The following is a 15,452-nucleotide window of genomic DNA, read 5'->3' as shown; positions in this document are numbered from 1 at the left end:
ATCATAGTTTTAGGCCCGGTCCGGATTGGTTTCAGGATTTGCGCATAATGGCGCCAACACTGGATGCTTTAGAACAACGTTTACGTCTGCCTGTTTAAAATCCGGGATAGCCGTTTTTTGAACGGTCTATCCCGGTGCCGTCGTGCAACCCGCTCTTAATGACCTGTTGATTCAACAGGGAAAAAGCAAAACGGGGATACGGATATAAGCGGGCAAGCGGTATGGAATAGCATCGCCGAATAATTCATTAAAATGATACCTGTGATTAACCAGCACCAGAAGGTCTGTCTTCATGTCATTGGCCAGTATATCAATGGCTTTGGGAATGTCTCTTTCCCGGATATTATTGAAATGAAAATGGTCATGGCTGGCCGGACGAGCAATGGTGTCCTTAAAAACATCAAACGCGTAATTATGCTCCATAAAAGGCAAACCCTTTGCAGCGATGTTCGCAATAAGAACGCTGGCCTTAAAATTAATTGCCAGTTTACTTAAAAAACGAATGATCCCCTGCCTGCAGTACCGGAGGTCTGTCGCGTAAACGATCCTTTCAAAAGTTTTGTATGGGAATTGTTCAGGAACCAATAAAACAGGACAGCCCGATTTGGCTGAGCAACTAAGGACATCACTTTCAATCACGGGAAGCTCCTGGCCTCTATTTTCAGGAACCCCTTTGATCAACAGACCGATGTTGAATTTCCTTACGATGGCCGCAATATTATCGGAAACAAAGTGGATATTTTCAATAAATCCTACCAGGGTCTTTAGGCCTGTTTGTAGATGAAACTTACGTTGCAGTTGTTCAATCCACTGATGCTTAGAGACGGGCCGCCCCGGTAAAATTTTACCCGAGCCGGCAATGCTCATTTCAGCGGCATACGAACGCGTTGGGGTCACAGCAGCATTCCAAAAATATAATTTAGCATTCGTTGTTCCTGCGAGCAATAGGGCCAGCTCGGTCGAGCGCTCCGTATCCTGAGGATTCTTGCTGATCATCAATATGTTTTTCATGGTTTTCTTTATTTAGTATATGTTGAATGTTCTGAACTAACCTGTCGCAAATTTTTGATTTTATTGCGTGGCAGGTCTCGAAAAACTGGTTTGGGGAGTTAGGCCCCTGAATAATTTAACACCGCCGGGCTTCCTTTGGCTACGTACTAAATTGAGAATTAAGGACCTCCATTTTTCAGCCACTTTCATGACCGCGGGAAGGCAGGTTTCGTCGTCGATGAATCTCCGGTAAAATGGCACAGTGTATGAAAGTACGCCATTTTTGTTTATCAGTTGCAGCACGATAGACCCAACCGCATTTATATCCATCTTTTTCAGCAGCCTACAGGCGGTGATTTCCGTCAGATCAATCATTATCTCTTTGTTTTTATCCGTGTCAATAAATAAGATCTTCCGCGCGTTTTCATCCAGGGCAATGGCCCTGGCGCCGATCTGTTCAGATCGCGATAGCTGACTGTTCGACTGATGAGCCAGCGCAGTCAGCTTCGCCGTCATGGCCACGCTTATTTTCTTTCTTTTTGACAGCTGGGTGATCACCAAAAAAGGGATGACGATCAAACCCACCAGGCCGCCCGCTATCAGGGCTTCTTCCAGGTTGTTTTCCATGTTTCTATTTTTTTTAGGCAGGAATGGTCAACTAACCATTCCCTGTTAAAGAATATTTCTAACTCCGGTGATGTCCGGCGAGCGCATCATCTACGCGCCCCTGTCCTACTGAGATCACTTTAAATTTATTAATCCCGTCTTTCATTTCCCACTCGGTCATAGCCCCTGCGGGGTAACCCAATAAGGCGACAACGATCGGGTCTGTAACCCGGATTTTATTTGTTCCGCGTTCGGGGCTATCCTCAGCAACTATACTGATACTGAAGGTCTGGTTCTTATTGATGTTCCAAATCAGGACATCAGAGTTTGACGAGACGACATTAAGCGGCATGGATTGCGGCCCTACGATTTTGGCATCCTTTAATTCCTGAAACAGCTTTTGCTTGTTAAAGACAGGAGTGGTCACGGACTCATATTGGTCCGTTAATAATTTATATTCTTCTTTTGTTAAAATAAGTGGTATGGTACGCATGGTATGTGTAATTAATCAAGATGAAAGAATAACCAGGCTTTAGAGGGCACACGGCCTATCGCCTGACAGGATTAAAAATCAGATTTGGGATTATTTCCCCGCTGTGGGATACCGATGGATTGAACAGCAGCCAGGTACCGGAAGTCGCATGATGATTGCGCTGACAGCCGGTATAAACGGCCTCCAAAGCAATATCATCTGTCGCCCGGTTACCGTATATGTTTCAAATACGTTACCGAACCAGGGACACTCCCGATTTTGGAATATTCAACTCAGGAAAAGCGGGGGATCTGACTACCAAAAACCATGAAACGGAAAGAGCAGAAGCCTGTTGAATGTTTTGAACGGGCAACCTGATATGGCGTAAACATTGACGCGGGGCTCAGGGATATCTAGGCTAAAAAAAATGTTATGGACGTTCGCCGGACTTACCAGGATTAGCTTAATTGGTTTAACTGTCCTGGAAAATTCACTAAGGACAGGCGCGCCCGTGAAGTTATGATCATCAATTCCTGCAGCCCGGCAATCATGGCCGGTTAGATCGGAAACACAATGCACCCCGTATGCTTTCTCTGACGCCATCGATGACAACGTGCAAAAAATAAATAGAATGAGAAGAACAGGTTTTATATGTTTAAACTGCATTTCTACAAGTATAATGAATATAATGTAATCCGAATGTTAAAAATGGTTAAATTGCATTTCTTCAGCCACGTAGTTGATTTTCATGTTTTTACGGTACCCTATGATTCGATCTTATGAACATTAAATTTCAAATCGGCGACCATGTCAGCTGGAATTCAGAAGCAGGGCATGTGAGCGGAAAAATCATCGCGATTCACACTTCGGATTTTAACTTTAAGGGCTATGTTCATCATTGCAGTGAGGCGGACCCCCAGTATGAAATTAAAAGCGACAAAACCAACCATGTTGCTGCGCATAAAGGAACGGCATTAAAAAGGATATGAATTATTCTTCGATAGTCATTAGCGGAATAACCTAAAATACCTCTCCAGTCTGTCATCATCTATCCGGTCGGTGATCATCCCAATATAATTATCAGGCCTGACCAGGATGTACAATTTCTTTCTGATACCCAATTTTAACCAGCAGGGGCTATGGGGAAGATTAATCAACTGGATCAGGGGTACCAGGGCTGCGGGGACATCATCTTTGTTCCCGTTGCTGTCAGCGCCGATACATACCAGGTGGAATTTTGCTGCGGTCAGTAAATGGTAGCAACTGATCATCTTCCCTTTATGATCGATGCGAACATATGGAAAGCGGTCACCCGCTTTAAATGTTAACGATTGTTCTGAATGCCCGACGGAAAGCGGGCTGTCTCCGTAGGAATACCAGATTTGGGACAGGGCCCTGAAAATGCGCTTTTTGATCCGGGGGCTGATCGAAAGTACTTTAAAAAGGAAAGGCAGCAGGTGCTTGCGCAGCAGATAAAAAAATACCTGGCGATCAGTCATAAAGCCAAATATGCGGTCCGTGAACTTTAACAGCCATTTCGCAAAAGGATATCGTTCGGTATGATAAGTGCAGAGCAGCGACTCACCAGCTGTTCCGGTGAGTACCATCCATAATTTCCAGGAGAGATTATAAGCATCCTGCAAGCCGGTGTTCATGCCCTGCCCGCCGGCCGGACTATGAATATGCGCGGCATCGCCTGCTAAAAAGCACCGGTTGACAGCAAAACTTTCTACGCACCGCTGATGGAGCTTGTATACGGAAAACCAATTGACCACTTTAAACTGCAGCGGGATACCGACGGTCGATCGGATCACGGGTTCAATGTCCTGAAAGGCGATATTTTCCTTATTGTAAAAGCTGCCGGGCAGGGTGCCCAGCACCCGGTAGGTATCCTTGTCGTACATCGGAAAAAAGGCGCAGAAATTCGTTCTGGATGGGGAGGCCACGACCCGGTGCGCGGGTTGCGCCCAGTCAATTCTGGTGTCCGCTACAAAGAATTTGTTCTCATAGGTCTTGCCTTCAAATTTACATTTCAGCAGCTGGCGGACGGTGCTGGACGCACCATCACATGCGATCAGATATTTGGCGCGAACTTCCAGCTGCCTTTTAGCGACCAGATCCTGCAGCTTCACAGTAACCCCTTCCGCCGATTGTTCCATATCCACCAGCTCGGTATGCCATAAGACATCGCGACCCTTTTTTCTCAATTGTTCATAGAGCAGCGATTCGTTTCCCGATTGTTCAAAGGACTGTATATACGGAAAGTCCGTTAACCCGGCCCCGGCTTTTCCCAGCGAAAAATCGACTTTTTCTTTCCCGTCAATATAAATGGAGAGGTTCCGGATATATTCCCCCTGTGCTAAAACCTTATCAGACAAGCCCATCTGCTGGTAAATCTCCATGCTTCGCGCACTGACCAGCATGGCCCTTGATTCCGGGGTAGTGCCGGCCTTCGCGTCTATAATGATCAGGTCTACGCCGAATCTGGCCAGTTGGCAGGCCGCCATGAGCCCGGTAGGCCCGGCGCCGACAATGATAATATCCGTACCTAGCTGGTGGTTAGCAGTGATGGTTCCCATATGTCCTGGCTGTACGTTTTATCCGATGAGATAAGCGAACCCATCACTGACGGGCACGCACAGATCGTGTACCTTTTTATTTTCAAACAGGTTTTCGATCAGATCCCTGGCTTGTTTGTAATCGTCATGGATCGGGCAGGGGTGCAGTGAAGAGCACTTGCTTAGCCCCAGCCCGCATTCTTTGAAGATCTGCTGCCCGTCAATCGCTCTTACGATATTAATAATTGGCTGCTCTTTCTGTTTGCCCGAGAGATAAAAGCCACCCGATGGTCCTTTTAGGCTATTGATAACCCCTTGTTTGACCAGGGTTTGCAATAGCTTGCCTACTGTATGCTCACTGGCGCCAATATATTCAGCAATTTCCCTGACCGCAGCTTTGTCGCCAGATTCAATTTTTGTAGCCAGGAATATGACCGCCTTGATCGCTGTTTTACAGGTGTTACTTAACATGCTATCTATTTAAAAACTTACGCCCTTCTTCTGATATCAGCTGCATGCTCCAGGGCGGATCGAAAATAACATCCACCTTTACGGTACATTCCCTGAAGGCCATCTCCATCGTCAGGATCACGTCATCCAGTATAGATTGCCCCATGGGGCAAAACTGGGTGGTAAACGTCATGATGACCAGGATATAATGGGTATCATCATTAAAGTCGATGCGGTAAATCAAACCGAGATCCACTACGTTCAGACCAATTTCAGGATCCAAAACATCCTTTAGCGCTAACAATGCTAAAGTACACTTATTATCGTTATTTGTAACTACGTTCATTTTTTCGGGGGAGTATGAAATATCACAGAAAATACATTCCAGTTATAGAGCAGGGCAGCCAGCAGGATACCAAACGAAGCATACTGAAGCAACACATGGCTGGAAGTTAATATGCCGGCAATAAACAGCACAAATCCAAGCAAATAGGCTGTCCCCATCACGTTAAATACTTTGGCAGCAAACAGGTCCTTTGGGTTGGGTGTTTTGCCTAGTCCTGCCCGCTGGTGATAAACCTTGTTCCAGACAATAAATGGCAGGGTTTTAAAAGTCATCCCAAAGATGATCGCCGTGATCCAGCCAAAAAAGATGGAAAAACCATAAGCTAAAACCAGACTGGTATCCACGCGGTTCAGGATCAGCATGGCGGCGAAGATCACCAGGAATCCTACTGGTATAGCCATCAATAATATTGAAAACAGGGATATGCGTACCTGGTTGTCTACCTTGCGGCGTATGCGTTTGCTGTAAGCCTGATAAATAAAGACCGCGAATAATGCGATCGCTGCGGCAACCGCAATCACCGGTATAAACAATAAAGCGGAGCTGCCTACATAAATAAAGATAAATGCAAAGCTTAGTAATCCCCCGTTGACCAGACCATAGATCGTCCACAAAAGCTTCTCATGGGTATATTTTGAGATCATGAACATCGGGATCAGCCGGGAGCCTACACCCATGACCATTAATAAGAACCATCCCGCAATACCGAGGTGGGCATGCAGGGACAGGAAATGCAAAGAATCCTTTGAAAAAATCGGCAGGGTAAAATTGTAGATCAATAACAGGCCCATCAGCGTGGCGGCAAACAGCCATAACGTGGCGGTATAGACGAAAATGGCATGGACGTTTTTACTTTTACTGCCCAGCAGGCTGCCTGTCAGGTTGGCGAGGAAAGACAATATCGCCGCGTTGACTAAAATTGCGCCATATTGTGCCGGCCATTGCATACTGAACGTATAAAAAGCGTAGACGAGCAGCGGAATACCGGCGGCGGCCAGGACAAAGGAAAGGCCGGCCAGGAAGTTACTGTACAATTTCCCTTCGACCATCACCGGGACGAGCTGGTGACTGGCACCAAGGATCATCATCGTGCCCCACCCTAAGGCCATCGTATGTGTAATCGCCAGGATATGCGGTTGAAAGTAATGCCCTGTAAACTCGCCCGCGAATCTGAACAAAAGGGCAGCGGCCGTTAAAAACGACAAAGCGGAAAAGGCATAAAAGGGAATAATGACCTTGTAAGAGGTCGTTTTTGTCAAGGCGGCACTAACGATCATGGGATGAAAATGATTAAATGGACTTCTCCGTCTGCCACTTCTCTGATCCGGTAATCAAAATTCCTTTGGGTCAGTTCGGGGAGCAGGAATACCGGAATCCTTTTATGATAAACGTACAGCGCGTTGACCACCGGCAATTTGTCCAGTTCCTCCAGGATGGTGGTCATCGGCAAAGGCATTTCCAGTTGCCGGACATCCAGCAGGATAAATTTGCCCTGGTACCTCTTTAGGATTACGTCCCAGTCCTGCTGTATCTCCAACTCAGGTTCCACCTCCGCAGTTTCGGGTGTCTTAAAAAAGTAAGTTTCTATCTGGTTTTCTTCCGCGGTATGGGTATAGCTGAGAAATTTCTTTTTCTCCAGCAGCGCGATCAGCGGCGTAGGCGAAAAGGTATTGGTTACTTTGAGGACCTGACCGGGCTGTATATTTTTTATATGTTCCAGGATCGTGTTTAAGGGGTCATTGCCGGCGGCGAGGATTGGCCTTACATCGAGGTCAACGATTTGCCCTTTCCGGAGGGAATGAATAAAATCAGGTACGGGTTCCAGGTCGGCATGAACCGGCAGAACTGACCTGTCAATTTTAAAGCCCAGGGGTTCGAGTTTTACAAAAAAATCGTCAATGCTGCAGCCCCCTAATTTGGCCGCCATAGCGAGGCTGGTCCTGCCCGCCATCAACCTGCGGAGCAGCGGGTTCCGCAGCTTTTCAAACTTCGGACGGATACTGACTATTGCTTCCAGCGCATCGGGATTTTGCTTGATAACTTCAGCAATCTTGGTATTAGCGTTTATCGGGTTCATCTTTCAAATTATTGGGTATATAAGTTAATAGCCGGGTCGATATTTTTTTCATGAAGAGGATTTTCATTTTTCCCCGAAGTTTTTAAGATCAGCCGGAGCGACTGGTCGTACGTGACATATTGCCATAGCCAGTTGATGAGGATGAACAGTTTGTTTTTTACGCCTATGATGGACATCAGGTGCACCAGCATCCAGATGAACCAGGCGCATGCACCACTGATTTTCAATTTACCTATTTCAACGACTGCGAGGTTGCGTCCAACCGTTGCCATGCTGCCATTATCCTTATACCGGAAGGCTGCCATTTTTTCTCCGGACAACGATTTTTTCAAATTCATCGCCAGTAACCGGGCTTGCTGAATAGCGACCGGGGCCACTTGCGGGTGGCCTTTGGGACTTTCCTTACTTTGCATGAATGCCACGTCTCCAAGGGCGAAAACATTGACCATATCGTGAACGCGGTTGTATTCATCTACCCTGATCCTATTATTGGGCAGAACGGCAGATAGCGGCAGGCCAGCGATGGGCATTCCTTTTACGCCGGCAGCCCATACCAGGCACCGGCTGTGCATCGTATCGCCATTGTTCAGTTCTACCCGATAGCCATCGTAATTTTTTACCGACAGGTTGTTTTTTACGATTACGCCGAGTGATTCCAGGTATTGCTGTGCCTTTTGGCCTGACTGCTCGCTGATCCCGCTCAATAACCGGGGAAAAGCTTCGATCAGGATGACCTGCATCTGGCTGAAATCCAGCTCAGGATAATCCTTCGGCAGAATATTGTTTTTCATTTCTGCGATCGCGCCGGCGAGTTCTACTCCCGTTGGCCCGCCGCCGACTATGATGATTTGCAATAGTGCCCTTCGTTCCTTTTCACTGCTTGTATTAAGTGCCTGTTCGAAGTTTTGCAGTAAGGTATTCCGCAGATATATTGCATCCCCAACCGATTTCATCGAGAGCGCATTGTATTGCAGCGATTGATTTTTGAAATAGTTCGTTTCTGCGCCGTGAGCTAACACCAGGAAGTCATATTCAATATTACCAATGGATGTTTCAATCAGATTTTCATGGATATGTTTCACTTCAGCAATCCGGACAAAAATATTTTTATAATGCTGGAATATTTTACGGAGAGGAAAGCTGATGCTGCTGGGTTCCAATCCTGAAGTCGCCACCTGGTATAGTAAAGGCTGGAACTGGTGATAATTATTTCTGTCTATCAAAATAATCTGAAAACAGACAGGAGAGAGCTTTTTGGCCAGTGTGAGCCCGGCAAAGCCTGCGCCGACGATAACCACTCTCTTTTGATCTCCATGAATAGGTGGAATGTCCATTTGTGTTGTTTTAAATTCAAAAAACCTTTCCCGCTTCCGGTGCGCTGTTTGGCATTTTTTTGACCGGGTACCGGTTCACCGCCGGCGATCGGCTTCGTCACGTAAAAAAAGCTGGTTCCCGGGTGGCCAGAGGATTGCGGCCTGTCCAGGCCCCGCCTGAATTCCAGATCAGCAACAATCCGAATTGATGATCATTTAGAAAGGAGACAGGGCCCGGTGTACCGATATTCACAGCGTTATTTATTTAATTGCTTTTCTATTTCCAGTGCCTTAATAAACAGGATGTTATTTTCCAGGTGAATATGCGTAAACAGGTCATCTTCAAATTCCTGCAGCATTTTATACAATAGGCCATAGCTGGCGCAGGCATCTTGCGGCAGCTCATAATTGTTAGTCAGCATCCGGATATCTGATAAGCTTTTCCCAACAATTTCGTGCTCTTTTTCCATCAGGGTGATCGGCTGTTTAACAGTATGTATAAGGGGTTGCCCGTTCTCTTTCGAGCCCTCCAATTGTTTTATATAAGGGAACAGGACCGTTTCTTCCTTTTGCAGATGTTCCGTCAGCTCGGCACTAATTTCTTTTGTTAATTGCAGGATATCCAATAGTTCGGGGTGTTCTGCGATATGCACTTTCGCAACTTTTTCCGCATATTTCAGCAATTCAGGTAAAGCCGCTTTCACATAGCTGTGGTGGGTATTGACGATATAATCAGCCAGGAAGCTGAGGCTCCAGTCATTATAAGGTAAGGGGCGGGCAAGGGGGGATGTAGCGCCGTCCTTTTCGGCCTGGCGCAGTTCGTTTTCCACGGCTTCAAAATTCAGTCCTTTCTCCTCGCAGGCGGCTTTCACAGTTTTTTTGCCGCCGCAGCAAAAATCAAGACCATACTTTTTAAATACTTCCGCCTTACGCAAATCTTTAGTGGCAATTTGTCCGAGGGTTTCATCGCCCCCACCAGTTATCTTTTTTTTGATGCTCACTTTCCACCATTCCGGTCCCTGCTCCAGGTATTCCCATTGGAATATGTCGCCTCGTTCCCCAAGCAGTTGGTAGTAAACAGGCTTAGGGTCATGATCATTCAGGATAACAAAGCCCTCTCCTTCGTTCAATGCATCAAAGCGGGAAAAAATAGTGGGGTGTTTTAGTTTGGGTTCAATTAAAGTCACATTAAGTATGCTGTCTTCTAAAGTTTCCATAAATTTTGAATTTGTTTTTATTGAGCAAATCTACTATTATAAAAGTATAAAAGTACTTTTATACTTTTATACTTTACGGTTCGATGACAATCGGCAGTAATCCTGATTTCAGGATTGGAAATGTCCTCTTGTTCTTTGCTGTTTCTCCATATACCAGAAGCCGGTAATTAGAAATATCAATCCGGCTTGCGCCAGGATTGTTTCCACAGTTGAATAAATACCAACCAAATCAACATTGAGGTTAAAACCGAGTGTGTGCACAGTAAAAACGCCAGATTCCTGCAGAGAATGAACGCCTTTGCCAATGATAATAATGGCCAGTACCGAGATCATAACTGATCCGTATTTAAATAATTGTTTAACAGGGATGCGTTGTGCATACCTGATCCATACAAACGAGATCGAGAAGATAAGCGTTAATGCCGTTAAAACGCCCAGGCCGATGGATGCTTCGTTCCGGGGATCAATCTCCAGCTGGATGGCTTTTAAAAAAAGTATGGATTCAATAGCTTCCCGAAATACTACTAAAAAAGAAAAAGCTGCAAGGCCCAGCATATTTTCATTATTTATGAGTCTGTTAATCTTGTTTTCGACAAACGATTTCCATCTTTTCACGTCCGAGTTCCTATGGAGCCAAAAGCCGACGTATGTTAACACACAAACGGCAAAAAGAGAAATGAAACCTTCCAGCATTTCCCTGTTCTGACCGCTGATCTTTAAAATGAAATCAGATAAATACCAGCCGGCCAAGCCGGCGAACATAGCTGTGATCCATCCGCCGTGCAACCAGATAAGCGCCTTTCTTTTATTCATGGCTTTTATAATCGTTATCATGATGGCGATGATCAAAAAAGCTTCCAAACCTTCTCTCAAAAGAATTGACCCTGATAAGACAAACGAAAGCCAGAAAGAAACCTTTGAATCTCTAAGCTTCCCGTCAGCTTCTGAAATCAGGTCTAAAGCGGTGCTTATTTGCCGGCTTATCTCCGCTTTTGAACCGTGCTTCTCAATAACAGACCGTACTTTCAGCATCCGTTGTTCCAGCTTTGCCATCAACGCGCCATCATTCGTTTTAAGCCGGGCTTCTATCGGTTCAATACCTTCGAGGTATGCGTCCAGCGCAGCCTGTCTTGCCCCGTCGGGGTTATTTTGGTTATAATCTTTTAAAGCCGCCTGTAAGCCGCTTGCCGCAATGGCGAGAGGGCTGTTTTTTTCGGGGACAGGGATGTGAAGCCGTATAGCTGTCAACTGGTCCGCTTTCCGACCCGGTGTACCCTTCAGCCTTTCCAGCAATTCTTTGTCGGTAAGCGTAGCTGCATCTTTCAATGTGATCACTTCCGATGCCTTTTTAAACGATTCGTCCAGTTTCTGTGGACTTGCGTTCCGGTTGTTAAACCTTAGGCTCTGTATGTAAAATGCCAGTTTCCATCTTTCAGCCGAAGACAATTCATGGAAGCTTTTCATCGTGGTCCCCTCTACACCCAACGATATGGTATTGTAAGCCTGCAATGCAGAAACCCGATGCATCAAAGCATCATTTTCGAAATTTGCCGGTGCTGGATCAAGACCGCTTGCAAGCGGACCATCTCCTTTCCCTGTACTGCCATGACAGGATGAACATTTCTGTACAAATAGTATTTTGGCCCCTGAAATATCTGGCCAGGCACCGGGTGATATGACATACCCTGTCATATCGATCAGCTTTCTTTTGATGGACCTCGAAATAGATGAAATTGATTCAGAGGGATATTTTTTTGCGATCATACGGTTTAATACGGAAACGCTATCCAGAAGTGCGTTAGCCTTAAAATGGCCTGTTTGTATCACTTTAGCGCAAAGGCTTTGAACGGTTATCCCAAACTCGGTCATTTCGCGATACTCCGCCATATTTTGTACCTGGTGATGATTTACAGCTGTCGGATAGTCTGAGGAAATGTAATCCAGCAGGTGAATGATGGTTTGTACATCCTTATCACTCCCCGCTGCTTTCAGCGAAGTACACGGCAGCAAAAGAAAAAGTACCCACCCCAGAAAGAATTGTTGCGGTTTCATATTGATGATTATAAAATTCGTTTTCCTGTGTTTATCCGGCAAAGGTAAACTTTCCATTTATTATTTATACTTTTTTGTATAAACAGAAAACATTATTTAATTTTGGACCTGTAAACAATGGAAACGGTAAAGAACGAAAATATAGGATTCAAAGTAATAGCCGCACTCAAAGGGCACACCGGCTGTATCTATGCGCTTGACCGGGGCTTGTCCGATCACACGGTGTTTACCGGGGGGAGTGACCAGTTCATCGCACACTGGGACTTGGAAAGTTTCCGTGCCGAGAAATTTGCGACCTCCTTCACGGCACACCTGTATAGCATCTGCCATATTTATGAAAAACAATTATTATTGGCCGGCACCACGGACGGCAGCATCCATATTATTGACGTTGCTCAAAAAAAGGAAATCAAGATACTCAAGTATCACCAGGGGCCGATTTTCGACATTAAATATTCCCTGGAGACCAATTGTTTCTATACGGCCGGGGGGGATGGCAATTTCGCCGTTTGCTCGCTGGATACCCTTTCCCTGGTCAAAATAAAAAGGCTTTGCGCTGAAAAAGTTCGCAGTATTGATTTTAACCACGACACGTCTGAGATAGCTGTCGCCTTAGGCAGCGGGGACGTGTTTATTTTCGATCTCTTTGGCTTACAGGTAAAGTACGGATTTATAGCCCACCGGCTGTCTTCAAATATAGTGCGCTATTCGCCCGATGGAAAATTCCTGCTGACCGGCGGAAGGGACGCTTACCTGAATATCTGGGAAACGGGGAACTATAACCAGATTAAATCTGTCGCTGCGCATAACTGGGCGATTTATGACATTGCTTACAGCCCGGATGGTACCCTATTTGCCACGGGCAGCCGCGATAAAACCGTCAAGCTATGGGATGCCGGAACCTTTGAATTTCTAAAGCGCATCAACAAGGAAGTCTATACAGGGCATTCCCATTCTGTCAATAAATTATTATGGAGCCCGTTTCATAATTACCTGGTATCCGTTGGTGATGATAAGGAAGTAATGATCCGGGAGGTCAATATAAATGATTAAAATGGATAACATAAACAGAGAATTCATGCCGCGAGGTGGTGCTGTATTGCCTGCCAGCGGATATTTTGGCCAGTCTGATGCCTATGACTGGGTTTCTGTGACCAATATTCCTGATGACAACCAGCAAACCAACATCGTAGAAATTCAATTTAAGGGACATCGGAAGGAATTTTATATCAACCGCAAGAATCTTCCGCTCAGAAACCGGGAACTGGTCGTGGTGAGCGGTGCGCACCGGGGTTACGACATTGGCCAGGTGTCATTGACAGGCCCTATTGTTCTTTTACAGTTGAAGAAGAAAAAAATCGCGGCGAGCGATGTGGTAAAAATGCTATACAGGATAGCGACCGCGGAAGATCTGCAACAATGCAAAACGGTAAAAGCTGCGGAAAAAAATGCGCTGCTCGTTGCAAGGGTCACGGCCAGCGAAATTGGCCTTAGCATGAAATTTTGTGATGCGGACTTCCAGGCTGACGGGCAGATGGTCACCTTTTATTATACCGCTAAATCGCGGGTAGATTTCAGGGAACTGATTAAAATATTAAATAAGCGGCTGCAAGTCTATATCAAAATGCACCAGATCGGCTTGCTGGAAGAATCCCGCCGCCTGGGGAGCATCGGCCCCTGCGGCAAAGCCTGGTGCTGCCATACGTGGTCCGCCAGGCTTAGTGAAGAAGAAATCCGACCGATAATATACACTGCCGGGGGTGTTAACAGGCTGCGGAAAAGTACAGAGGGGAAATTTGAGTGTTATATCCGGGACTAACCGGGCAGGAAAGCAAGGCGGGCCCTGCACCTATTGCACCGCCCGGTACTACCTATTAATTCTTATATCCTAATAAAGGACAAATACAATGAAAGATGAATTGACGACACTGGAAAAAACCATAGCAAAAGACTACGCCTATGGTTTTAGTACGGTTATTGCGACCGATGTAATCCCGAAAGGGCTTAATGAACAGGTGATCCGCCTGCTTTCAGCAAAGAAAGAAGAGCCGGAATGGATGCTGGAATGGCGGCTAAAGGCCTACCGGCACTGGTTAACGATGGAAGAACCCGGATGGCCCAATGTGCATTATCCCGAAATCGATTACCAGGACATCATTTATTATGCTGCGCCAAAAAACAAAGGAAAACTGAATAACCTCGATGAGGTTGACCCGGAGTTGCTGCGTACTTTTGAAAAACTCGGTATCTCTTTAAATGAACAAAAACGTTTGAGCGGGGTGGCCGTTGACGTGGTCGTGGACAGTATCTCCGTCGCAACTTCCTTTAAAGAGCAACTTTCAGCTATCGGGATCATATTCTGCTCCATCAGCGAAGCTATTCAGCAACACCCGGAGCTCATAAAAAAATATTTGGGCTCCGTTGTCCCGGCAACCGACAATTTCTTCGCTGCATTGAATGCGGCAGTATTTACGGATGGTTCCTTCTGCTATATTCCGGCCGGGGTACGTTGTCCGATGGAGCTATCCACTTATTTCCGGATCAATACCGAAAACTCAGGACAATTTGAGCGTACGCTCATTATTGCGGAAGAAGGAAGTTATGTGAGTTACCTGGAAGGCTGTACCGCTCCGCAGCGTGATGAAAATCAGCTGCACGCAGCTGTTGTCGAACTGGTCGCCCATAAAAAAGCGGAAATTAAATACTCCACCGTTCAAAACTGGTATCCGGGTGATCACGACGGTAAGGGCGGTATTTACAATTTTGTTACCAAGCGGGGCCTTTGCCAGGGAGATCATTCGAGGATCTCCTGGACCCAGGTTGAAACGGGTTCAGCCATCACCTGGAAATACCCCAGCGTAATTTTAAAGGGCGATTATTCGGTAGGCGAGTTTTATTCTGTAGCCCTTACCAATCATTACCAACAGGCGGATACCGGGACCAAAATGATTCACCTGGGCAAGCATACCAAAAGCCGGATCGTCTCCAAAGGGATTTCGGCCGGTTTTAGCCAGAACAGTTATCGCGGGCTTGTCCGCACCGGCAAACATGCCACCGGGGCACGCAATTATTCACAATGTGATTCCTTACTGTTAAGCGATCATTGCGGTGCACATACCTTTCCTTATATCGAAGTAAAGAACGCCACCTCTATCGTGGAGCATGAAGCCACCACTTCAAAGATCGGGGAAGACCAGCTTTTCTATTGTAAGCAGCGCGGGATTGACGCAGAGACGGCGATAGCGCTGATCGTTAACGGTTTCGCTAAAGAAGTAATGAATAAACTGCCTATGGAATTTGCCATAGAAGCAAAAAAGCTGCTGGCGGTAAGCCTGGAAGGCAGCGTAGGTTAATCAAAAAAAATAAAAAAA

15 protein-coding genes are annotated in these 15,452 nt (G+C 46.1%); 4 read left to right on the top strand and 11 right to left on the bottom strand.

The features are described from left to right. Positions 1-171: 171 nt before the first annotated feature. From FRZ54_RS07035 to FRZ54_RS07025, 3 genes are read right to left on the bottom strand one after another with little or no spacing between them, the layout of a single operon-like run. Positions 172-1,011, bottom strand: coding sequence for a hypothetical protein (locus FRZ54_RS07035; RefSeq protein WP_147030924.1), 840 nt, complete (start codon positions 1,009-1,011; stop codon positions 172-174). Between the two features lie 60 nt (positions 1,012-1,071). Then, on the bottom strand, positions 1,072-1,617 hold the full coding sequence (locus tag FRZ54_RS07030) for a hypothetical protein (RefSeq protein ID WP_147030923.1): 546 nt from the start codon (positions 1,615-1,617) through the stop codon (positions 1,072-1,074). Between the two features lie 58 nt (positions 1,618-1,675). Continuing rightward, entirely contained in the window at positions 1,676-2,089 is a 414-nt protein-coding gene (locus tag FRZ54_RS07025) for a GreA/GreB family elongation factor (RefSeq protein ID WP_147030922.1), read from the bottom strand. 758 nt (positions 2,090-2,847) lie between these two features. Here FRZ54_RS07025 and FRZ54_RS07020 point away from each other — a divergent pair. Next, the gene (locus FRZ54_RS07020; RefSeq protein ID WP_147030921.1) at positions 2,848-3,057 is read left to right on the top strand and encodes a hypervirulence associated TUDOR domain-containing protein; all 210 of its coding nucleotides are present in this window, start codon (positions 2,848-2,850) and stop codon (positions 3,055-3,057) included. 18 nt (positions 3,058-3,075) lie between these two features. Here the strand turns inward: FRZ54_RS07020 and FRZ54_RS07015 are convergent, their stop codons facing one another. From FRZ54_RS07015 to FRZ54_RS06980, 8 genes are all read right to left on the bottom strand, one after another. After that, on the bottom strand, positions 3,076-4,647 hold the full coding sequence (locus FRZ54_RS07015; RefSeq protein WP_147030920.1) for an FAD-dependent monooxygenase: 1,572 nt from the start codon (positions 4,645-4,647) through the stop codon (positions 3,076-3,078). 18 nt (positions 4,648-4,665) lie between these two features. Then, complete coding sequence (locus FRZ54_RS07010) at positions 4,666-5,097, bottom strand: RrF2 family transcriptional regulator (RefSeq protein ID WP_147030919.1); 432 nt, start codon at positions 5,095-5,097, stop codon at positions 4,666-4,668. Between the two features lies 1 nt (position 5,098). Next, on the bottom strand, positions 5,099-5,422 hold the full coding sequence (locus FRZ54_RS07005; protein ID WP_147030918.1) for a metal-sulfur cluster assembly factor: 324 nt from the start codon (positions 5,420-5,422) through the stop codon (positions 5,099-5,101). Next, a complete protein-coding gene (locus FRZ54_RS07000; RefSeq protein WP_147030917.1) occupies positions 5,419-6,699 on the bottom strand; it encodes a cytochrome C oxidase subunit I in 1,281 nt (426 codons plus the stop codon). Before FRZ54_RS07000 ends, FRZ54_RS07005 begins: the two co-directional genes overlap by 4 nt. Next, the gene (locus FRZ54_RS06995; RefSeq protein ID WP_147030916.1) at positions 6,696-7,499 is read right to left on the bottom strand and encodes a DUF2249 domain-containing protein; all 804 of its coding nucleotides are present in this window, start codon (positions 7,497-7,499) and stop codon (positions 6,696-6,698) included. Before FRZ54_RS06995 ends, FRZ54_RS07000 begins: the two co-directional genes overlap by 4 nt. A gap of 8 nt (positions 7,500-7,507) precedes the next feature. Next, a complete protein-coding gene (locus tag FRZ54_RS06990) occupies positions 7,508-8,833 on the bottom strand; it encodes an NAD(P)/FAD-dependent oxidoreductase (RefSeq protein ID WP_147030915.1) in 1,326 nt (441 codons plus the stop codon). Positions 8,834-9,069: 236 nt separating this feature from the next. Beyond that, a complete protein-coding gene (gene ric / locus FRZ54_RS06985; protein ID WP_147030914.1) occupies positions 9,070-10,029 on the bottom strand; it encodes an iron-sulfur cluster repair di-iron protein in 960 nt (319 codons plus the stop codon). 108 nt (positions 10,030-10,137) lie between these two features. Beyond that, positions 10,138-12,081, bottom strand: a complete 1,944-nt coding sequence (locus FRZ54_RS06980) for an FTR1 family protein (protein ID WP_187359777.1) — start codon at positions 12,079-12,081, stop codon at positions 10,138-10,140. A gap of 117 nt (positions 12,082-12,198) precedes the next feature. Here FRZ54_RS06980 and FRZ54_RS06975 point away from each other — a divergent pair, with 117 nt between their 5' ends. The 3 genes from FRZ54_RS06975 (at position 12,199) to sufB (ending at position 15,434) form a co-directional block, all read left to right on the top strand. After that, positions 12,199-13,134 (top strand): WD40 repeat domain-containing protein, encoded by a 936-nt coding sequence (locus FRZ54_RS06975; protein ID WP_147030912.1) that lies wholly within the window; start codon positions 12,199-12,201, stop codon positions 13,132-13,134. Between the two features lies 1 nt (position 13,135). Continuing rightward, positions 13,136-13,900 (top strand): regulatory iron-sulfur-containing complex subunit RicT, encoded by a 765-nt coding sequence (gene ricT, locus FRZ54_RS06970; RefSeq protein ID WP_187359776.1) that lies wholly within the window; start codon positions 13,136-13,138, stop codon positions 13,898-13,900. Between the two features lie 88 nt (positions 13,901-13,988). Next, complete coding sequence (gene sufB, locus FRZ54_RS06965) at positions 13,989-15,434, top strand: Fe-S cluster assembly protein SufB (protein ID WP_147030910.1); 1,446 nt, start codon at positions 13,989-13,991, stop codon at positions 15,432-15,434. The last annotated feature ends 18 nt before the right edge of the window (positions 15,435-15,452 follow it).

It is taken from the genome of Mucilaginibacter ginsenosidivorans (genome assembly GCF_007971025.1).
Taxonomy (GTDB): domain Bacteria; phylum Bacteroidota; class Bacteroidia; order Sphingobacteriales; family Sphingobacteriaceae; genus Mucilaginibacter; species Mucilaginibacter ginsenosidivorans.
This window is presented reverse-complemented; position numbering and strand designations above follow the sequence as displayed.